This is a genomic window from Klebsiella scottii, from assembly GCF_036561945.1.
Taxonomy (GTDB): domain Bacteria; phylum Pseudomonadota; class Gammaproteobacteria; order Enterobacterales; family Enterobacteriaceae; genus Klebsiella; species Klebsiella scottii.
Genome location: NZ_JARXNI010000019.1, coordinates 692,160 through 710,274 on the forward strand (window position 1 = coordinate 692,160; position 18,115 = coordinate 710,274).

The 18,115-nt window shown below is 57.7% G+C and carries 15 protein-coding genes; 6 read left to right on the forward strand and 9 right to left on the reverse strand.

Translation table 11 applies throughout. The annotated features are described in order from the left end of the window. Positions 1-25 precede the first annotated feature (25 nt). A complete protein-coding gene (ascF, locus tag QFI97_RS07045) occupies positions 26-1,468 on the reverse strand; it encodes a PTS cellobiose/arbutin/salicin transporter subunit IIBC (RefSeq protein WP_133600354.1) in 1,443 nt (480 codons plus the stop codon). Between the two features lie 265 nt (positions 1,469-1,733). On the opposite strand from ascF, the gene QFI97_RS07050 reads away from it, so the two are divergent. The 4 genes from QFI97_RS07050 to QFI97_RS07065 all read left to right on the forward strand — a co-directional run bounded on the left by QFI97_RS07050 (position 1,734) and on the right by QFI97_RS07065 (position 6,666). Continuing rightward, positions 1,734-2,747: a LacI family DNA-binding transcriptional regulator gene (locus QFI97_RS07050; RefSeq protein WP_095098445.1), complete on the forward strand. Its 1,014-nt coding sequence runs from the start codon at positions 1,734-1,736 to the stop codon at positions 2,745-2,747. A gap of 134 nt (positions 2,748-2,881) precedes the next feature. Further along, positions 2,882-3,409, forward strand: a complete 528-nt coding sequence (gene hydN, locus QFI97_RS07055; protein WP_095098443.1) for an electron transport protein HydN — start codon at positions 2,882-2,884, stop codon at positions 3,407-3,409. A 12-nt stretch (positions 3,410-3,421) separates the two neighbouring features. Continuing rightward, positions 3,422-5,656, forward strand: coding sequence for a carbamoyltransferase HypF (gene hypF / locus QFI97_RS07060; protein ID WP_346430804.1), 2,235 nt, complete (start codon positions 3,422-3,424; stop codon positions 5,654-5,656). Continuing rightward, positions 5,653-6,666 carry a HoxN/HupN/NixA family nickel/cobalt transporter gene (locus QFI97_RS07065; RefSeq protein ID WP_123708566.1) on the forward strand — a complete coding sequence of 338 codons (1,014 nt, stop codon included), beginning with the start codon at positions 5,653-5,655 and terminating at the stop codon, positions 6,664-6,666. The genes hypF and QFI97_RS07065 overlap by 4 nt, the downstream gene beginning before the upstream one ends. A 162-nt stretch (positions 6,667-6,828) precedes the next feature. Here QFI97_RS07065 and QFI97_RS07070 read toward each other — a convergent pair whose 3' ends face one another. Continuing rightward, positions 6,829-7,290 carry a SymE family type I addiction module toxin gene (locus tag QFI97_RS07070; protein ID WP_346430805.1) on the reverse strand — a complete coding sequence of 154 codons (462 nt, stop codon included), beginning with the start codon at positions 7,288-7,290 and terminating at the stop codon, positions 6,829-6,831. 699 nt (positions 7,291-7,989) lie between these two features. On the opposite strand from QFI97_RS07070, the gene QFI97_RS07075 reads away from it, so the two are divergent. Next, positions 7,990-8,895 carry a hypothetical protein gene (locus QFI97_RS07075; RefSeq protein WP_241784412.1) on the forward strand — a complete coding sequence of 302 codons (906 nt, stop codon included), beginning with the start codon at positions 7,990-7,992 and terminating at the stop codon, positions 8,893-8,895. Positions 8,896-9,162: 267 nt separating this feature from the next. Here QFI97_RS07075 and QFI97_RS07080 read toward each other — a convergent pair whose 3' ends face one another. The 3 genes from QFI97_RS07080 to norV all read right to left on the reverse strand — a co-directional run bounded on the left by QFI97_RS07080 (position 9,163) and on the right by norV (position 13,402). Then, positions 9,163-9,393, reverse strand: coding sequence for a hypothetical protein (locus QFI97_RS07080; RefSeq protein ID WP_346430806.1), 231 nt, complete (start codon positions 9,391-9,393; stop codon positions 9,163-9,165). A 1,427-nt stretch (positions 9,394-10,820) separates the two neighbouring features. Then, on the reverse strand, positions 10,821-11,954 hold the full coding sequence (gene norW / locus QFI97_RS07085) for an NADH:flavorubredoxin reductase NorW (protein ID WP_346430807.1): 1,134 nt from the start codon (positions 11,952-11,954) through the stop codon (positions 10,821-10,823). Next, positions 11,951-13,402: an anaerobic nitric oxide reductase flavorubredoxin gene (gene norV / locus QFI97_RS07090; RefSeq protein WP_241784415.1), complete on the reverse strand. Its 1,452-nt coding sequence runs from the start codon at positions 13,400-13,402 to the stop codon at positions 11,951-11,953. The genes norW and norV overlap by 4 nt, the downstream gene beginning before the upstream one ends. 187 nt (positions 13,403-13,589) lie before the next feature. On the opposite strand from norV, the gene norR reads away from it, so the two are divergent. Further along, entirely contained in the window at positions 13,590-15,134 is a 1,545-nt protein-coding gene (gene norR / locus QFI97_RS07095) for a nitric oxide reductase transcriptional regulator NorR (protein ID WP_346430808.1), read from the forward strand. Here the strand turns inward: norR and gutQ are convergent. The 4 genes from gutQ to srlD all read right to left on the reverse strand — a co-directional run bounded on the left by gutQ (position 15,097) and on the right by srlD (position 18,100). After that, a complete protein-coding gene (gene gutQ / locus QFI97_RS07100; RefSeq protein WP_346430809.1) occupies positions 15,097-16,062 on the reverse strand; it encodes an arabinose-5-phosphate isomerase GutQ in 966 nt (321 codons plus the stop codon). The two genes, norR and gutQ, sit on opposite strands and share 38 nt — an antisense overlap. Further along, on the reverse strand, positions 16,055-16,828 hold the full coding sequence (srlR, locus tag QFI97_RS07105) for a glucitol operon DNA-binding transcriptional repressor SrlR (protein ID WP_095098414.1): 774 nt from the start codon (positions 16,826-16,828) through the stop codon (positions 16,055-16,057). Before srlR ends, gutQ begins: the two co-directional genes overlap by 8 nt. 68 nt (positions 16,829-16,896) lie before the next feature. Then, a complete protein-coding gene (gene gutM, locus QFI97_RS07110; RefSeq protein WP_346430810.1) occupies positions 16,897-17,256 on the reverse strand; it encodes a transcriptional regulator GutM in 360 nt (119 codons plus the stop codon). Positions 17,257-17,320: 64 nt separating this feature from the next. Beyond that, positions 17,321-18,100, reverse strand: a complete 780-nt coding sequence (srlD, locus tag QFI97_RS07115; protein WP_095098409.1) for a sorbitol-6-phosphate dehydrogenase — start codon at positions 18,098-18,100, stop codon at positions 17,321-17,323. Positions 18,101-18,115: the final 15 nt, after the last annotated feature.

Here is an 18,115-nt window from a genome sequence, read left to right on the forward strand (position 1 = left end):
GTTACCTCTGTGTCAAAAATTATGTTCAGGCGTGCGATGCTTCGGCCGTCGCCTGGCGCTGTCGGGCATCGGCGGCGGCATCTTCCACCGGGATATCCTCAAAGCCGAGCAGCAGGGTCAGAACAAACGACAGCACCACCGCCAGCGCCATCACGCCGAAGACCCAGACGAGAGTCATTGGATTCGCCGGATCGAAGAACTGGACGCTGGTAAACAGGCCCGGCGCCGCCATTGAATGGCTGGCAAGCCCGGCGATGCCGGCTACCGCGCCGCAGATAAAGCCGCTGATCAGGCTGGCGATCAGCGGGCGCTTGAGCCGTATCGCAACCCCGTACAGCGCCGGTTCGGAGATCCCGGCGAGAATAGCCGACGCCGCCGCCGCCAGCGCCGTCTGGCGCAGCTCCGGGTTTTTCGTTTTCCACGCCACCGCCAGCGAAGAGCCGCCCAGCGACAGGTTGGCGCCGATTTCCGACGGCATCACCATGCCCTCTTTGCCGGTTTCGGCAATGGTCTGAATGATCGTCGGCGTAAAGACGCGGTGCATCCCGGTCATCACCAGCAGCGGCCACAGGGCGCCCATAATCGCCACCGACAGCCAGCCCAGATAGTGATGAATGGTGTACACCAGCGTCGAGATGGCGCTACCGATCCAGATCCCGAGCGGGCCGATCAGCAGAATGGCCAGCGGCGCGGCGATCAGCACGATCAGCATCGGCTTGAGGAAGTTTTTCGTCACCGCCGGAGTGATTCTGTCGACCCAGCGCTCGATATAAGAGAGGCACCAGGTCATCACCAGCGCCGGGATCACGGTGTAGGTATATTTCACCGCGGTGACCGGAATAAAGGCGAACTCGACGTGCTCGCCCTGAGCGGCTTTTGCCATTAGCTCAATAAAGCTCGGATGCACCAGCACCCCGGCGAGGGCAATCGCCAGCGACATATTGGTTTTGAATTTTACCGCCGCAGAGGCGGCGACCATCAGCGGCAGGAAGAAGAATGCGCCGTCGCCGATCGTTGTCAGAATGGTGAGCGTCGGCGCGCCTTTCGCCAGGACGCCGCTCATCTCGAGGATCATCGCCAGCAGCTTGACCATCGATCCGCCGATAATCGCCGGGATCAGCGGCGACATGGTGCCGATCAGCGCATCGAGGATCCCGGCGCCAACTCGCCTGAAGGTCAGCGGCGGTTTGCCCACTGGCTCCGCCGGGCGCATATCGCCCGGCAGCAGGCCAACGACTTCGCGGTAGGCCTGGGAGACGGTATTGCCGACGATCACCTGGCACTGGTTATCGCTCCGCACGACGCCAAGTACGCCTTTCAGCCCTTTTAGGGTCGCGCTATCCACCTGCTCGTTGTCTTTGACCACGAAACGAAGGCGGGTCATGCAGTGGGTGACGGCGGTGACGTTTTCAACGCCGCCAATCGCCGAGACGATCTGCTGTGCCAGGGCTGCATAATTTTTAGACATCGGATTTTATCCTGTTTATCAATGGGGTACTGGCTTTTCACCGCGCCGTAAAGCTGCGTGGCGTCGTGCATATGTAGGAAACCGGTTCCACAAAATCATGATGAGTTTCATCGATTCATACAAGATCTAAAAAAATCAGTTTTCAAATTTGTGATTTTGATCGCTTTGTCGCGAAGAGGGAAAACAGGCCGTCAACAACGTGAAGGCTGTAAAACGGCAGGGCGTGCAGTACACTGCGAGCATCTTTTGCAACAGGAAGAACAACATGGCAACGATGCTGGAGGTCGCTAAGCGCGCAGGGGTGTCGAAGGCGACGGTTTCGCGGGTGCTATCGGGCAACGGCTACGTCAGCCAGGAGACGAAAGATCGCGTGTTCCAGGCCGTTGCTGAAAGCGGCTACCGGCCGAATCTGCTGGCGCGCAACCTGGCCACCAAAAAGAGCCAGACCCTGGGGCTGGTGGTCACCAATACCCTCTATCACGGGGTTTACTTCAGCGAGCTGCTGTTTCAGGTGGCGCGGATGACCGAAGACAAGGGGCGTCAGCTGATTCTGGCCGACGGCAAGCACAGCGCCGACGAAGAGCGCGAGGCGATTCAGTACCTGCTAGACCTGCGCTGCGACGCGATTATTATTTACCCGCGCTTTCTTAGCGTCGATGAAATGGACGAGATCGTCGAGCAGCACGACCGGCCAATCATGGTGCTTAACCGCCGCCTGCGGCGCAACGCCAGCCACTGCGTCTGGTCCGATCAAAAAGCCTCGGCCTTTGCCGCGGTACAGCAGCTCATCGCCCGCGGCCACCGTGAGATTGCGTTTATCACCGGCTCGCTGGATTCACCTACCGGCATCGAGCGCCTCGCCGGCTACAAAGATGCGCTGGCTCAGCACGACATTCCGCTCAATGAAGGGCTAATCGTGAAGGGAAAATGGACGCCGGAAACCGGTGCGGCCGGGGTTGAGACGTTGCGCCAGCGCAACGCCGGCTACAGCGCGCTGGTGGCGAGCAACGACGATATGGCGATTGGCGCGATGAAGCAGCTGCATCTGCACGGCGTGAAGGTGCCGGAGCAGGTCTCGGTGATTGGCTTCGATGATATCGTGCTGGCGCCCTATATGATCCCGGCGCTTTCCAGCGTCAAAATTCCGGTGACGGAGATGATCAAAGAGAGCATTAACCGGCTGATTTTCATGCTCGACGGCGGTGATTTAAAATTCCAGCAAACGTTCCCTGGCGAGCTGATTGAGCGCGATTCTCTTGGCGCAGGCCCCGGCGCCTGAGATCGTCACCTGTCATCGTCAGATGTGACGATGACAGAAATCACCCGATTAATTACCTTTACTATCAATTAGATAATAATTGGAACGTATTATGCATACTCCGGCGCGTAACCTTCTTACTGCTGGAGAAATGGATGAACCGTTTCATTATTGCCGATGCGAGCAAATGCATCGGCTGTCGTACCTGCGAAGTGGCCTGCGTGGTCTCTCATCAGGCCAATCAGGACTGCGCCGCGCTGACGCCAAAATCCTTTTTACCGCGTATCCATGTCATCAAGGGTGTCAACGTGTCGACGGCCACCGCCTGTCGTCAGTGTGAAGATGCGCCCTGCGCTAACGTCTGCCCGAACGGGGCCATCAGCCGCGATAAGGGCTTTGTCCACGTGATGCAGGAGCGCTGCATCGGCTGCAAAACCTGCGTGGTGGCCTGCCCGTATGGGGCGATGGAGGTGGTGGTGCGTCCGGTGATCCGCCATAGCGGCGCGGGCCTGAACGTGACGGCGGAAAAGGCCGAAGCCAATAAATGCGACCTTTGCCATCATCGCGAAGAGGGGCCCGCCTGTATGGACGCCTGCCCGACGCACGCGCTTATCTGCGTTGACCGCAATAAGCTTGAGCAGATGAACATTGAAAAACGTCGCCGTACGGCGCTGGCCTGGTAGGGCGATAGCGGCATGAACGGGGTGGAAATCCGCATCCGCGGTAAGGTGCAGGGGGTGGGATTTCGCCCCTTTGTCTGGCAGCTGGCGCAGCGCTTAGGGCGCCTCGGCGACGTGTGCAACGACGGCGACGGCGTGCTGGTTCGCCTGCTGGGCGACGAGGCGGAGTTTGTCGCCGCGCTGGGCCGCCGCTGCCCGCCGCTGGCGCGTATCGACAGCGCGCAGGCCTCACCCTTTGCCTGGGAAGCCCTGCCGGAGGCGTTCACCATCTGCCGAAGCGGAGGCGGAACCATGCGCACGCAGATCGTTCCCGATGCCGCCACCTGTCCGGCGTGCCTGGCGGAAATGAACGATCCGCGGGAGCGCCGCTACCGCTATCCGTTTATCAACTGCACCCACTGCGGGCCGCGTTTTACCATTATTCGCGCCATGCCCTACGATCGTCCGTTTACCGCGATGGCGCCGTTCCCGCTGTGCCCGTCCTGCGAAGCCGAATACCGCAATCCGGCCGACAGGCGCTTTCATGCCCAGCCGGTGGCCTGCGAATCGTGCGGGCCGCGGCTTGAGTGGCGCAGCGGGGAGGAGAGCTGCTACGGCGAGGCGGCGCTGCGGGCGGCAACAGACCGGCTTGCTGCCGGACATATTGTGGCGATTAAAGGGCTTGGCGGCTTCCATCTCGCCTGCGACGCCGGGAACCCACGCGCCGTGGCGATCCTGCGCCAGCGTAAGCATCGCCCGGCTAAGCCGCTGGCGGTGATGCTGCCGACGGCGGAGGGATTGCCGGCCGAGGCGCTGGCGCTGCTGTCGTCGCCCGCCGCGCCGGTGGTGCTGGTGGATAAAACCCGGCTCAGCGGCTTATGTGACGATATCGCGCCGGGGCTGGCGGAGGCGGGCGTCATGCTGGCGTCGAACCCGCTGCAGCACCTGGTGCTGCAGGCGCTGGCGCGCCCGGTGGTGATGACTTCGGGCAATCTCAGCGGGCGCCCTCCGGCGCTGACTAACGAGCGGGCGCTGGCGGATTTGGCCGGGATTGCCGACGGATTTTTGCTGCATAACCGCGATATCGTGCAGCGGATGGATGATTCCGTGGTGCGGCAGAGCGGGGAGATGCTACGCCGTTCGCGCGGCTACGTGCCGGATGCGCTGCCGCTGCCGCCGGGGTTTCACGACGTCCCGCCGCTGCTGTGCCTCGGCGCGGATATGAAAAATACCTTCTGCCTGGCGCGCGGCGATGAAGCGGTGCTGAGCCAGCATTTTGGCGACCTCGGCGATGAGGGCGTGGAGGCGCAGTGGCGCGAGGCGCTGCGCCTGATGCAGGAGATTTACGCCTTTACCCCGCAGGGGATCGTGATCGATGCGCATCCGGGCTACCGTTCGGCGAAGTGGGCGGCGTCGATGCCGCTGCCGATCGAGCGGGTGCTGCATCACCACGCCCATGCCGCCGCCTGTCTGGCGGAGCACGGCTGGCCGCTGGACGGCGGGGACGTCATCGCCCTGGTGCTGGACGGCATCGGCATGGGGGAGGGCGGCGCGCTGTGGGGCGGCGAATGCCTGCGGGTCAACTACCGCCAGTGTGAACATCTGGCGGGCCTGCCGGCGGTGGCGCTCCCCGGCGGCGATCTGGCGGCTCGTCAGCCGTGGCGCAACCTGCTGGCCCACTGTCTGGCCTTTGTGCCGGACTGGCAAAACTATCCTGAAACCCAGGTTCTGCTCCGGCAGGCGTGGCCGCTGGTCGCCCGCGCCGTCGAGCGGGAAATTAACGCGCCGAAAGCCTCCTCCTGCGGGCGGCTGTTCGATGCCGTGGCCTGCGCGCTGGGCTGTGCGCCGACCACGCTGAGCTACGAAGGGGAAGCGGCCTGCCGGCTGGAGGCGCTGGCGGCGACCTGCGCCGGTATCGATCATCCGGTTAGCCTGCCGTGGCGCGACGGTCGGCTGGATCTCGCCACCTTCTGGCGCCGGTGGCTAGGCTGGCAGGCGCAGCCGGCGCACAAGGCCTGGGCCTTTCACGACGCGCTGGCCCGCGGGCTGGCGGCAATGGCGCGCGACCACGCCGACAGGCGCGGCATCTCTACGCTGGTCTGTAGCGGCGGGGTACTACACAACCGGCTGCTGGTTTCCCGATTGACGTTTTATCTGGCGGATTTTACTCTGCTGTTTCCGCATCAGCTGCCTGCCGGTGATGGAGCCATCGCGTTTGGTCAGGCGGCAGTCGCCGCCGCCCGCCGGCAGGCTCACAGGACACCATCATGATAGTGACGATTTTACGCCAGCAGCCGCGCGCCGCAGCGCTGGTGCTGGGGCTTATTGTGGCCAACCTGGTCGCCTGGGTCTGGGCGTGGCAGGCCTTTGGCGACAGCGGCGCGCTGATGGCCGCCAGCCTGCTGGCCTGGGGATACGGCCTGCGTCATGCGGTCGATGCCGATCATATTGCGGCGATTGATAGCGTGACGCGCAAGATGATGCAGCAGGGGCGGCGCCCGTTCGGCGTAGGCGCCTGGTTCTCGCTGGGGCATTCCTCGATTGTGGTGCTGGCCTCCGCCGCCATTGCCGCCACCGCGACGGCGTTCGGCCAGCAGATGAGCTGGTTTCACGATACCGGCAGCGCGATCGGCACCGCCGTTTCGGCGCTGTTTCTGCTGCTGATGGCTTTTATCAACCTGGTTATTCTGCGCAGCGTCTGGCGCAGCTTTCAGGCGTGGAAGCGCGGGGAGAAGGTGAGCGATGAGGTGGCGGCGGGCGGCGGGATGATGAGCTGGCTGTTCGGCAAAACCTTCCGCCTGATCAGCCGCAGCTGGCAGATGTACCTGGTCGGCTTTCTGTTTGGCCTCGGGTTTGATACCGCGACCGAGATCGGCGTGCTGGGCATCTCCGCCGCCAGCGCCTCAAGCGGCATGTCTATCTGGTCGATAATGGTCTTCCCGGCGCTGTTTGCCAGCGGCATGGCGCTGGTGGATACCCTCGATAACGTGCTGATGGTGGGCGCCTACGGCTGGGCGTTCAGCAAGCCGCAGCGCAAGCTCTATTACAATATGACCATTACCGGGACTTCGGTGGTGGTGGCGCTGTTTATCGGCGGCATGGAGGCGCTGGGCCTGCTGATGGATAAGTTTGCGCTCAGCGGCGGGCCGTGGCGCTGGGTGGGGGCGCTGAACGATAATCTTGGCAACGCCGGCTTCGTGGTTATCGGGCTGTTTGTCGCCTGCTGGGTGCTGTCGGTGATTAACTATCGCTGGCGCGGATACGATAATCTGGCGCAGTAGGTCGGGCCTTTTAATGGTTCGGGGTCCCGGGTCGCGCATTATTCACCAGAGCCGGGAAACGCAGCTATTTAGATGAGCGCAAAGCCCGTAAACCACCGCCTTCAGATCCTGAATGATCTTCGCATAAATCCCGGCGCCTGAGCCGGGATTTTACCTTAAGGGTCAGTCGCGGCTTCGTTTCAGGCAATCATAGCCGGGCTTCTCCCGCCGGATGACCGGCAGATCACCGGTATCGTTAAGCGCACCGGGGAACGTCTTGATCCACAAGTCCATTTTCTTCTTGCTGAAATGAGCCGCGCTTAACCCTTCGGCACAACCGAACAGCTCCCGGCTGTTCTGGGCGGTGATCACAATGCAATCTGGCATCACTCTGATTTTTACCGGCATACCCGGCGTAAATCCGGCCTGCGAAAGCCAGTCACCCTCGAGCGGGATATAGTCATGCCGCATACGGTCATAAAACTCCGTGCGGCTAAGCGGTTGCGGTGACTCCGCTGTGGATTTATTCTGCAAGTGCTTAACGGATTTTTTACGTAACAGCTCGCAATTTTTACCACTCGTCTCTGATTCATCAGAATCTATTTTGGCAATAGCACTTTCTGGCTTAAAATTCAGCTCAGCCATATTCAACTCCTGTTTAGTTGTCTGTGGTTAGCGGTGTGGAGGTGCTGGTAACACTTTCATACCGCGCTCTTTAAAAATCTTCCTGCTTATTCCATCCTTCCGTTATGACAGGTTAGGATTTTATCTGGCTTTATTTATTGTACTGTACTGAATAAAAACACAGTATATATTTCATGGGCAGTATTGATTATTGCGAAGGGGATTCAGGAAATAATATAAGATCATGTAACGTTGCATTATTAATAGGAGTACACGGTTCTTTTGCCACGGGTAGCGGCATTGAGGGTATCTATCCGCTGCCTTTCGTCAAGAATGGCGGGCTGTGGAATACCTCCTCTCATTCCCTGGATAATGTGGCGAGCCAGATGGCACGGGCAACAAGGTGAACGGTAACGCTAAAGGGCAGCTATGAGAGAAAACAGACCTTGATAGCGCTCACTTGCTCTAAGAATAAAATATGTAGAATGCTGGTTATGAAACTATAGCTGCCTGAGGGCAGTTAAGTTATGAGCACACAATTAACACAGGCTATTGACTGTCATTTGATTTTTTAATAACCTACTTAACAGGTTATGCGCAGACCTGTCAGCCTGTAGACAAATCCGCCAACGCGCTTTTTCCTCTTTCGTTTTCAGAGCATGTCCTTTTAACTTTGCTCTGTGTTTACAGGCCGCAGAGTATTTGTAAAAGGAATATGCAATGCTCCCACGTCTCAATGTTAACGATCGCCGTTATGTCCCATCACTCGATCAGCTTCGCAAACAGGCTCGTTTCCTTAGAGATCACTGCAATGTTCAATTGAACCATGCCTATGAAATGGTAGCGTATTTCTATCGATTTTCTAGCTGGGGAGATCTGCTAAATCACACCACTAGTGATATAGCTATCGAAAATCAGCGAATCGTTGCTCACATGCGAGAGGTACTCCAGACATACAGAAACAGTCTGCCAGCATCTGACCTACAACGATTATCCCAATTAGCAGCGCTGCAAGGAACCTTAACAGAGGCAGTGGTGAATGACCGCATAAAGACGTTAAACGATCTGGATATCGTTCAGATCTATAATTGCCTATATAACGAAGAATATTGGAGTGAACCAGTTCCGGTTTCCTGGTATGAAGTCCTCGATGAAACAGACAGATGCTTAGTGTTGCTTGCCAAGCGGACAGCATTGGAGGGGCGTACCAAAACAGTAAATCCTCATATTAGCTTTCCATGGTTTGGATTCAGAATGTATGGATATTTGCATATTGATGGAAACACATTGAACTACAAATGCAGAGAACTGGACAGCTACCTATGGCCCTCAGAAAAGAAATATAAAAAATTATTCAGTAGGCCGTGGTTTGCTGCGTATATCAGCGGTTTCATCAGTATGCAGCTTCATTCGCTATGTAGTTCAGGCTTCTCAGGAGAAATGTCGATTGAGAGAGTAAATAATGTCGATTTGGTTGCAGGGCAAGTAAGAGAACCATACTTTTATGATGAAATAATAAACTCATCAATGAACAAGGTTGTTGGAAATTTACTCGACATGGGAGGCGCGAGGGATACAAAAAAACAAAATATAACATTCAGTTTTGGCAACGGTGAGGTGTATTGATGGACAGCTCATTTTGGATTTTACTCAGTGAATTGCCATCTTCAACAACTGCGTTTATTTTACTTGCAGGTGTAATTTATACGCTAGCCAAAAAAGGTTGCTTTCCCTCACTTTCGCAACGTCAGTTCTTTTATCTGATAATGACATTTACAATGATAACTGGCTGTAAAATATTTTTTGGGTAGAATTAACTACGCTGATCTACTACTCAACGGCGCCCAACTGGACAGTAAAATGTGTCTGTCCAGCTGTACCTGCCTGTGGCATCTATCTCAGCAATACCTGAATCAGCTGAACGAAGATATACACCGTCGCTGCCGCTTGTACTGCCCGGAACCCCCATCTGAGATAGCGCCATTGATGGCGTTCCCTGGCATCAGCGGCTTCAATCGCGGGGTCAGAATTTTTTATTTTCCTGGCTCTGGTCCGGAATTCATCGATTACCCACAGGATGAGAATAACGATAATGAGGGTTTTCTGAAGAATGGGATTATCCACAAAGAGTGACTCCGGCCTGCTCGCTGATAAGGGCAGAATAGATGAACCTCCTTCACGTCGCCACCACTAAATGTAGGGGTAAAACTAATTCTCGTCCTGAAGGATTTTGCGGTGATTCTGTCCGTGGCAGGTTGCTCCCCTGCTGATGCATACTCTGTCGTGCGAAACATCTGATCGGCAACGATGAGCGGAAGTGCGCTTAGGGCTGTGTCCATATTACATGGGTAGGGTCAGGCCCGGCACTCACTCAAACTGACTGGTATTATTCACCAGCAGAATGGCGCCGACAGCAATGTTTTCCTTCCTGAATATCGGTCGTGACGAAATTATCTGTATGCGGAATAGTCGCATGGCAAAAGTGTAGCGGTACCTGGGCAGCTATTTAATCTTCCTCTCTATATAACTGAGTTTTGCATTGAGAGCATAGTACTCTCCTACGATTATCTACAGGATGAATTAAACCAACGTTTAGTAAATCATCTGAGCCACATTTATAACAAGTTGCTATGTTCATATTGTGTTTTTCCATATACTGCTCTTCAGTAGCGAGTTGCTTCCAATAGTATATTAGTCCACGCATATTCAATCCTTTTAAAAGTTAAGCTCTTCCGGAAATGAAAACCGTCTCATTGCGGCTTACGCTATCTAAATCTTCCCATTCAGTAAACGTACTTTATCTTTTTCAGAAAAATAAAATATGTAGAGAGAAAAACACAGGTTAAAAGTGTTTTGTATAAAAAAGACGTAAGAAAAGATCGTGCTCACATTTAAAAATACATGATTTTACATTTTTGAGATGCACTTCACATATATGGAATGAAGAGGGCGAATATATCAATGCTAACTCTCTTTATTTAATGGTGGTATTAATTTATGTCAAGAATGGGTTTTGGTTAGTAATTTAAAATGTAAATGATTTATATGTGAAAATCTCCATTTTTCCCACATTAACATTTGTATCGAACATTCTAAATAGCTTATCCCATTAGGGCTATTTTACTTGCCATTTTGAACCGGGTCAGTGCTTGAGAAAATACGAAAGCATTTTGAACGCTCTTTAGGCGGTCCGGAGTATGAGCGTAAGCCTGCAGGGCACTCTTCACCTTCCACACACGTCTTTTGGCGTTAGCCCATTCACTTTGCGAAACCGGGGAGCAATGGACGCAATTGGTTGAGCATTGTTACCAGATAAACATTTCTCATAACAGGCTGGCCTGGCTGAAGGCGCTCTGATAAACAAGCCGATAGCCCGAAGGGAAGCAGGGGCGCAGATAGCATGGTGGCCGTATACGATGGTGATGGTGTTGAGAGAGGGGCCGGATATACGAACGCAACTTACCCCCCGTTACACAACTGAAGAGATGGGTTGTATAACGGGGGGCATCCATACACGGGCAAGGCGTTGACGTCGCGATCCGGGAAAGCGCTTAGCTCACCAGCTGCTTGAGCAGCGCGAAGGCCTCTTTCATCCGGTCTTCGCTGACCACAAAGGCGCGCAGTCGGTTTTCCGCATCCACGCCTTTAGCCACCAGGCCATCGTTGGCGGCCACGATATTCCACGTCAGGTCTTCGCGCCGCGTATCTCCGGCCAGATGTAGCGGGAGATCCGGGGTTTTTACCTTCACCAGCATCGGCGGCAGCTTCAGCTCGCCCGGCTGCTCCAGTAGATTTTTGCTCAGGCACATGGCGCTGAGCAAAATAGGCTGCAGGAACGGCAGCACCATGCCGTTAATTTCGGCGCAGTCGCCGAGGGCGAAGATTGCCGGATGGCTGCTGCGCAGGCGGCTATCGACCACCACGCCTCGGTTAATCTCAAGGCCTGCGCGACGCGCCAGGGCGGTTTCCGGGCGCAGGCCGGCGGCGGCAACCACCGCGTCCACGGTCACGCTGCGCTGACGATCGACGCTTACGCGGATGCCGTCAGCGGTTTGCTCCAGCCCTTCGAGCTGGGTTTTCAGCATCAGGTGTACGCCCATGTCGGTTAACCGATGCTGCAGGCGGCTGCTGGCCTCCGGCGGCATCAGCGCCGACAGCACGCTGGCGGAATTGTCGACCACCGTCACCGCTTTGCCGGCGCGGCAGAAATCCATCGCCAGCTCGCAGCCGATCAGCCCGCCGCCGACGATCAGCACGCGCCGCGCGTCGTGGAGCCGGGTTTGGGCGGCGCCGTATTCCCGCTGGCTGTTGAGGGTGAGCATCAGCTCGCGGCCCGGCACCGGCGGAATAAACGGCGCGGCGCCGGTCGCCAGCACCAGCTTGTCGTAGCGCCACTCGCGATCCTGACTTTTGACCACTTTGCCCTCGGCGTCGATATCGCTCACCCGGACGTGGGGGAACAGGCGCAGGTTATACTGTTCGGCAAACTCCCCTGCAGTTTGCAGGGTCAGATCCTCGGCATTCTGACCGCGGCTGATGACGTGGCTGAGATCCGGTTTGTTGTACTCATCCATGCTGTCGGCGGCGATCAGCGTCAGCGGGATCTGCGGGTCCTGCTTACGAATATTTTTTACCAGCTGGCGGGCCGCGAAGCCCGAGCCGATGATGACGATACCATCACTCATTTTGCCTCCGTTGCCAGAACGTCAAAGACATCTTTGCCGAGAGAGCACTCAGGGCACAGGAAGTTATCCGGTACGTCGCTCCACGGGGTGCCAGGCTGGACGTCCTGGTTCGGTTCTCCTTTCGCCGGATCGTAGATCCACTGGCACACGCTGCACTGCATCGACGGGCCGAGGTCGGCCGCGGCGGCAGCGGCGCAGGCGCAATCGCTCTGCTCAGCCGACGCTTTTTTATCAGCGCTGGCCGGCAGCGGGGAGAGGGCCCACTGGCGGGCGATTTCGCGGCCGTGCTCGCGGCAAATTTCCAGCGCATCCAGATCCGGGCGCCATTTCGCCTTCAGGCTCAGGGACATTTCAAAGCCGGCGTCCTGCAGGCGGGTAGAGAGGCGGTCAACCGCGCCGCCGCTCCAGCCGTGGGAGCCGAAGGCGCTGGCGCGCTTGTTGCGAAAACGCAGGCCGGTCATCTCCTCCACCAGGCCGGCGATTTTCGGCATCATGACGTTGTTCATGGTCGAGGTGCCCACCAGCACGCCTTTTGAGCGGAAGACGTTGGTGAGAATTTCGTTTTTGTCGCTGCGGGCGACGTTAAAGATTTTCACCGCCACGCGCGGGTCGATGTCGGTGATGCCCTGGGCGATAGCGTCGGCCATCATGCGGGTGTTGTTGGACATGGTGTCGTAGAAAATGGTGATGCGGTCTTCCTGATAATCCGCCGCCCATTTCAGGTACAGCTCGACGATTTGCGTCGGGTTGTCGCGCCAGACCACGCCGTGGGAGGTAGCGATCATATCCACCGGCAGGTTGAATCCGAGGATCTCGGTAATTTTCGGCGTCACCAGGCGGCTGAACGGCGTCAGGATGTTGGCGTAGTAGCGCTGGCACTGCTCGAAGAGCTCGGTCTGATCCACTTCGTCGTTGAACAGGTGTTCGTCGCAGTAGTGCTGACCGAAGGCGTCGTTGCTGAACAGCACCGCGTCGCCGGTCATATAGGTCATCATGCTATCCGGCCAGTGCAGCATCGGGGTTTCCACGAAGATCAGCTGCTTACCGTTGCCGAGATCGAGGCTGTCGCCGGTTTTCACCACGTTGAAGTTCCACTCCGGGTGATGGTGGTGCCCGGTGATGGAGTCGATGGCGTTGGCGGTGCAGTAAATCGGGGTGTCCGGGATCGAGTTCATCAGCTCGGTCAGCGCGCCGGCGTGGTCCTCTTCCGCATGGTTAATCACGATGTAGTCGATATCGGCGAGGTCGATTTCGCTGCGCAGGTTCTGTACGAACTCGCGGCTGAATTTATGATCCACGGTATCAATCAGGACGTTCTTTTCTTCACGGATAAGATAGCTGTTGTAGCTGCTGCCGCGCAGCGTTTTATATTCAGTTCCGTGGAAATCACGCACTTCCCAGTCGCGTTGGCCAACCCAATGAATGTTATTTTTAACCAGAATAGACATAGCAACCTCAATTAATTCAGCGTTTTCAAAATAAGATGTTTTGCTTATATCAAGTTGCGTGCCAACTTTTCAGTTTGTTGATTTTATTGGTTTTATTATTTTTTGCTAAAAGCGTTGCTGTCAAAATGACAATGGTTAAAATAGTCGTTATGACTATTGTGATTGTCAAAATGACAGTGAGGCAGCGATGAGCTTTTCCGTAGAGGCGCTGGCGAAAATCGCCATTGATTTGCAAAGCGATATCGGCCATGCCGACCGCTTCCTGCGTCTGATTACCACCCTGCGGCAGATCCTCGGCTGCGATGCCTCGGCGCTGCTGCGCTATGAGGCGCATCAGTTTGTGCCGCTGGCCATCGACGGCCTCGCCCAGGACGTGCTGGGGCGGCGCTTTTCCCTCGAAGGGCATCCGCGCCTGGAGGCGATCGCCCGCGCCGGCGACGTGGTGCGCTTTCCGGCGGATAGCGACCTGCCGGACCCGTATGACGGGCTGATCCCCGGCCAGGAAAGCCTCAAGGTTCACGCCTGCGTGGGGCTGCCGCTGTTTGCCGGGCAGACGCTGATCGGCGCGCTGACCCTCGACGGCATGGACGCCGACCGCTTTGACAGCTTCAGCGATGAGGAGCTGCGGCTGATTGCCGCGCTGGTGGCGGGGGCGCTCAACAATGCGCTGCTGATCGCCCGCCTGGAGAACCAGAACGTGCTGCCGGAGCCGAGCGTGAGCTACCCGGCCGCCGAGCGCCAGGAGATTATTGGCCTTTCGGCGCCGATGCTGCAGCTGAAAAAGGAGATTGATATCGTCGCGGCATCGGATTTAAACGTGCTGATTGACGGTGAAACCGGCACCGGCAAGGAGCTGGTGGCGAAAGCGGTGCATCAGGGCTCGCCGCGCGCCGCCAATCCGCTGGTCTATCTTAACTGCGCGGCGCTGCCGGAAAGCGTGGCCGAGAGCGAGCTTTTTGGTCACGTAAAAGGGGCGTTTACCGGGGCTATCAGCAACCGCAGCGGCAAGTTTGAAATGGCCGATAACGGCACGCTGTTCCTCGATGAGATCGGCGAGCTGTCGCTGGCGCTGCAGGCGAAGCTGCTGCGCGTGCTGCAGTATGGCGACATTCAGCGCGTCGGGGACGATCGCAGTCTGCGGGTGGACGTGCGGGTGCTGGCGGCCACCAACCGCGACCTGCGCCAGGAGGTAGTCGAAGGGCGCTTTCGCGCCGATCTCTATCACCGGCTGAGCGTCTTTCCGCTGTCGGTGCCGGCACTGCGCGAGCGGGATCAGGACGTGGTGCTGCTGGCGGGCTATTTCTGCGAGCAGTGCCGCCTGCGGATGGGGCTGGGGCAGGTGGTGTTAAGCAACGCCGCGCGGGCAAGGCTGAGCGCCTGGCCGTGGCCCGGCAACGTTCGCGAGCTGGAGCATGCGATTCATCGCGCGGTGGTGCTGGCGCGGGCGACCCAGGCGGGGGATGAAATCGTGCTGGAACCGCAGCACTTTCAGTTTGCCGGTGAAGCGCCGAATCTGCCGAGCGCCGCGCCGCCGGCGCCGACGCAGGCGCTAAACCTGCGTGAGGCGACGGAGTCATTCCAGCGCGAGGCGATCGCCCGGGCGCTGGCGGAGAATAACCGCAGCTGGGCGGCAGCGGCCCGGGCGCTGGCGCTGGACGTCGCCAACCTGCATCGGCTGGCGAAGCGTCTGGGGCTTAAAGAATCCCGGCCTGATAAAAGTTCTGCAGGTTAATCGCGCCGACCAGCTGGTCACGCTCATCCACCACCGGGGCGGCGCTGATTTTGTGCTTCATCAGGCGCTCTTTGGCTTCAACCGCGCGGCTCTCGGCCTGCAGCGTCACGCCGCTGCGGGTCATCGCCCGGCTGACGGTATCCTCAAGGGTGCCGCCGCCCACCAGCCAGCGGCGCAGGTCGCCGTCGGTGAATACGCCCTCGACGCGGTTTTGCGCATCGCATACCGCTACCAGGCCGAGCCCGGTGCGGCTGAGTTCAAGCATGGCGGCCATCACGCTGGCGGTGACGTCAACGCGCGGCACCTCCTCGTCGCGACGCATCAGATGGTGGACTTTATTCAGCAGCCGCGCGCCGAGCGCGCCGGCCGGATGCGAGCGGGCAAAATCTTCTTCATTGAAGCCGCGGGCCTGCATCACCGCCATCGCCAGCGCGTCGCCGAGCATCAGGGTGTTGACGGTGCTGGAGGTCGGGGCGAGGTGCATCGGACAGGCTTCGCGCTCTACGGCAATATCCAGCACCGCCCTGGACGCCAGCGCCAGCGGGGATTTCGATTTACCGGTCATCGCCAGCAGAGGAATCGATTTTTCTTCCAGCCGGGGCACGATCAGATCGAGCTCCTTCGCCCCGCCGGAATAAGAGATAAAGAGCATCACGTCGCGACCGTCGAGCATCCCCAGATCGCCGTGCAGCGCCTCCGCCGGGTGGACAAAAAACGCCGGCGTGCCGGTGCTGGCAAAGGTGGCGGCCAGCTTTTTGCCGATATGGCCTGATTTACCGATGCCGGAAACAATCAGTTTACCCTCGCAGTGGATGATGGTTTCCGCCGCGCGGATGAAGTCGTCGCCCAGGCGTTCAGGCAGGCGGCTCGCCTCCTGGAGCTCCAGCAGCAGGGTCTGGCGTCCGGCTTCTAACAGAAAGTTACTCATGATCTTCTCCAGTAATAATCACTTTGATGCCTTGCTCTTCCAGCGCCCGCTGGAACGTCGGGTCGATACCGGCATCGGTAATCAGCATATCCACGCTTTCAAGGCCGCAGACGATGTTTGGGCTCTTACGGCCAAACTTCGATGAGTCGGCCATCAGGATCACTTCCCTGGCGGCATTGCACATCGCTTTGCTGACGGTATAAACCTCGTTGAAGGTGGTAACGCCGGCGTTCAGATCGATGCCGTCGGTACCCATAAACAGCTTATCGAAGCTGAACTGCTCGAAGGCATTCTCCGCCAGCTGCCCGTGAAAGGAAGCTGATTTTTTGCGAAAGGTGCCGCCGGGCATCAGAATCGTTTGTTCATTGTCGAGCTCAGAGAGGGCGTTAACGATATGCAGGCTGTTGGTCATTACCGTGATGTTATTGAAGCGGCTGAGCAGGGGCACCATCTGTAGCACCGTACTGCCGGCATCGAGGATGATCGAGTCGCCATCGTGAATAAAGCGCACGGCGGCTTCGGCGATGCGCGCTTTCTTCGCGGTATTGATCAGCGTCTTATGATCGATAGGCGGGTCGCTTTCGTCTTTATTCAACACCACTCCGCCGTAGGTGCGAATGACGGTTCCGGCATGTTCGAGGGTCACCAGATCCTTGCGGATTGTCGTACCGGTGGTATCGAAGTGTTGCGCCAGCTCTTCGACCGAGCATTTACCCTGCGACTGCAGATGCTCAAGAATAGCGGCCTGTCGCTGACGTGGTTTCATAGCGGTTACATCCTGCGTTTAAAGTTTCGATATGATAATTTCGCAAGATATTTACTTTTACAACGAAATTATACATGTTTCGGTTTAAGCGCTAATGATAGTGCATTCCGACAGAGCGGATCATGGGGAAAGATCATATCCGGCTGCAATTCCTGCAAAAGTTTGCCGTCAAGCGCCGGGATTTTTTGCGGACGCGCGAAGACGGTCAGGCCCTTCATCAGCAGCGTGCCGCTGATGCGGCCGTGTTCATCAACCGCAATGGCGACGATGGCCCGCGGCTTGAAGCGGCCCGCTGAGCGTCCCACGCCGACGCGGCCCTGCTGACAGAGTTTATCGAACTCGCGGTTAAAGCGGCGGATCTGCCAGCCGCCGAAGGCGAGCTGGGCGATCCAGGCGATGGCGGCGACGGTGATTAATGCGCTAACCATAAAATCTCCTTAAGGCGTGGCGTCGGGAAGAACCCGGATCGCGGCGCGACCCGGGAACCGGCGGTTAAAACATCACCTGCCCGCCGGTGACGTTGATGGACTGCCCGGTGCAGTAAGAGGCCTGCGGGCTGGCGTAAAACATCAGTACGTTGAGCACGTCCTGATAATCGCAGCCGCGCTTCAGCGGAACCTTGTCGACGTAGTACTGCTCGACCTGATCTTCGGCAATACCCAGCTTGTGGGCATACTGCGGCAGCAGAGACTGGAACATCGGCGACTTCAGCAGGTTGCCGAGCATCAGCGCGTGCACGGTAATACCGTACTCCGCCAGATCCAGCGCCAGCGACTGGGTCAGCCCCACGCCGCCAAACTTCGCCGCGCTGTAGCCGGAATTATGCTTGCTGCCCACTTTGCCGGATTTGGAGTTGATCTGAATGATGCGTCCCTGAATGCCGTCGCGGATCATCAGCCGTGAAAACTCGCGGGCGCAGAGGAAGTAGCCCACCAGATTGACCTGCAGCGAGCGGTCGAAGTCGCCCAGCGCAAAATCGCTGATAAAGGCCGCTTTGGCGATCCCGGCGCTGTAAACCAGAAGGTCCACGCGGGCGAATATCTCGTCCACGCCGCGGGCGAGCGCGACGACGCTGGCCTCGCTGGTCGCATCGGCGCCAAAACCGTACGCCGTCCCTTCGCCATACTCGGCGTTAATCGCCTGCGCCACGCGGGTGGCCTTATCGCTTTGAATATCAACCACCGCCACGCGATATCCTTGCGCGGCGAGGCCACGACACAGAAACTCACCTAAGGTTTGTCCTCCGCCGATGACAACAGCAACCTGACTCATAGTTCTCTCCTTACA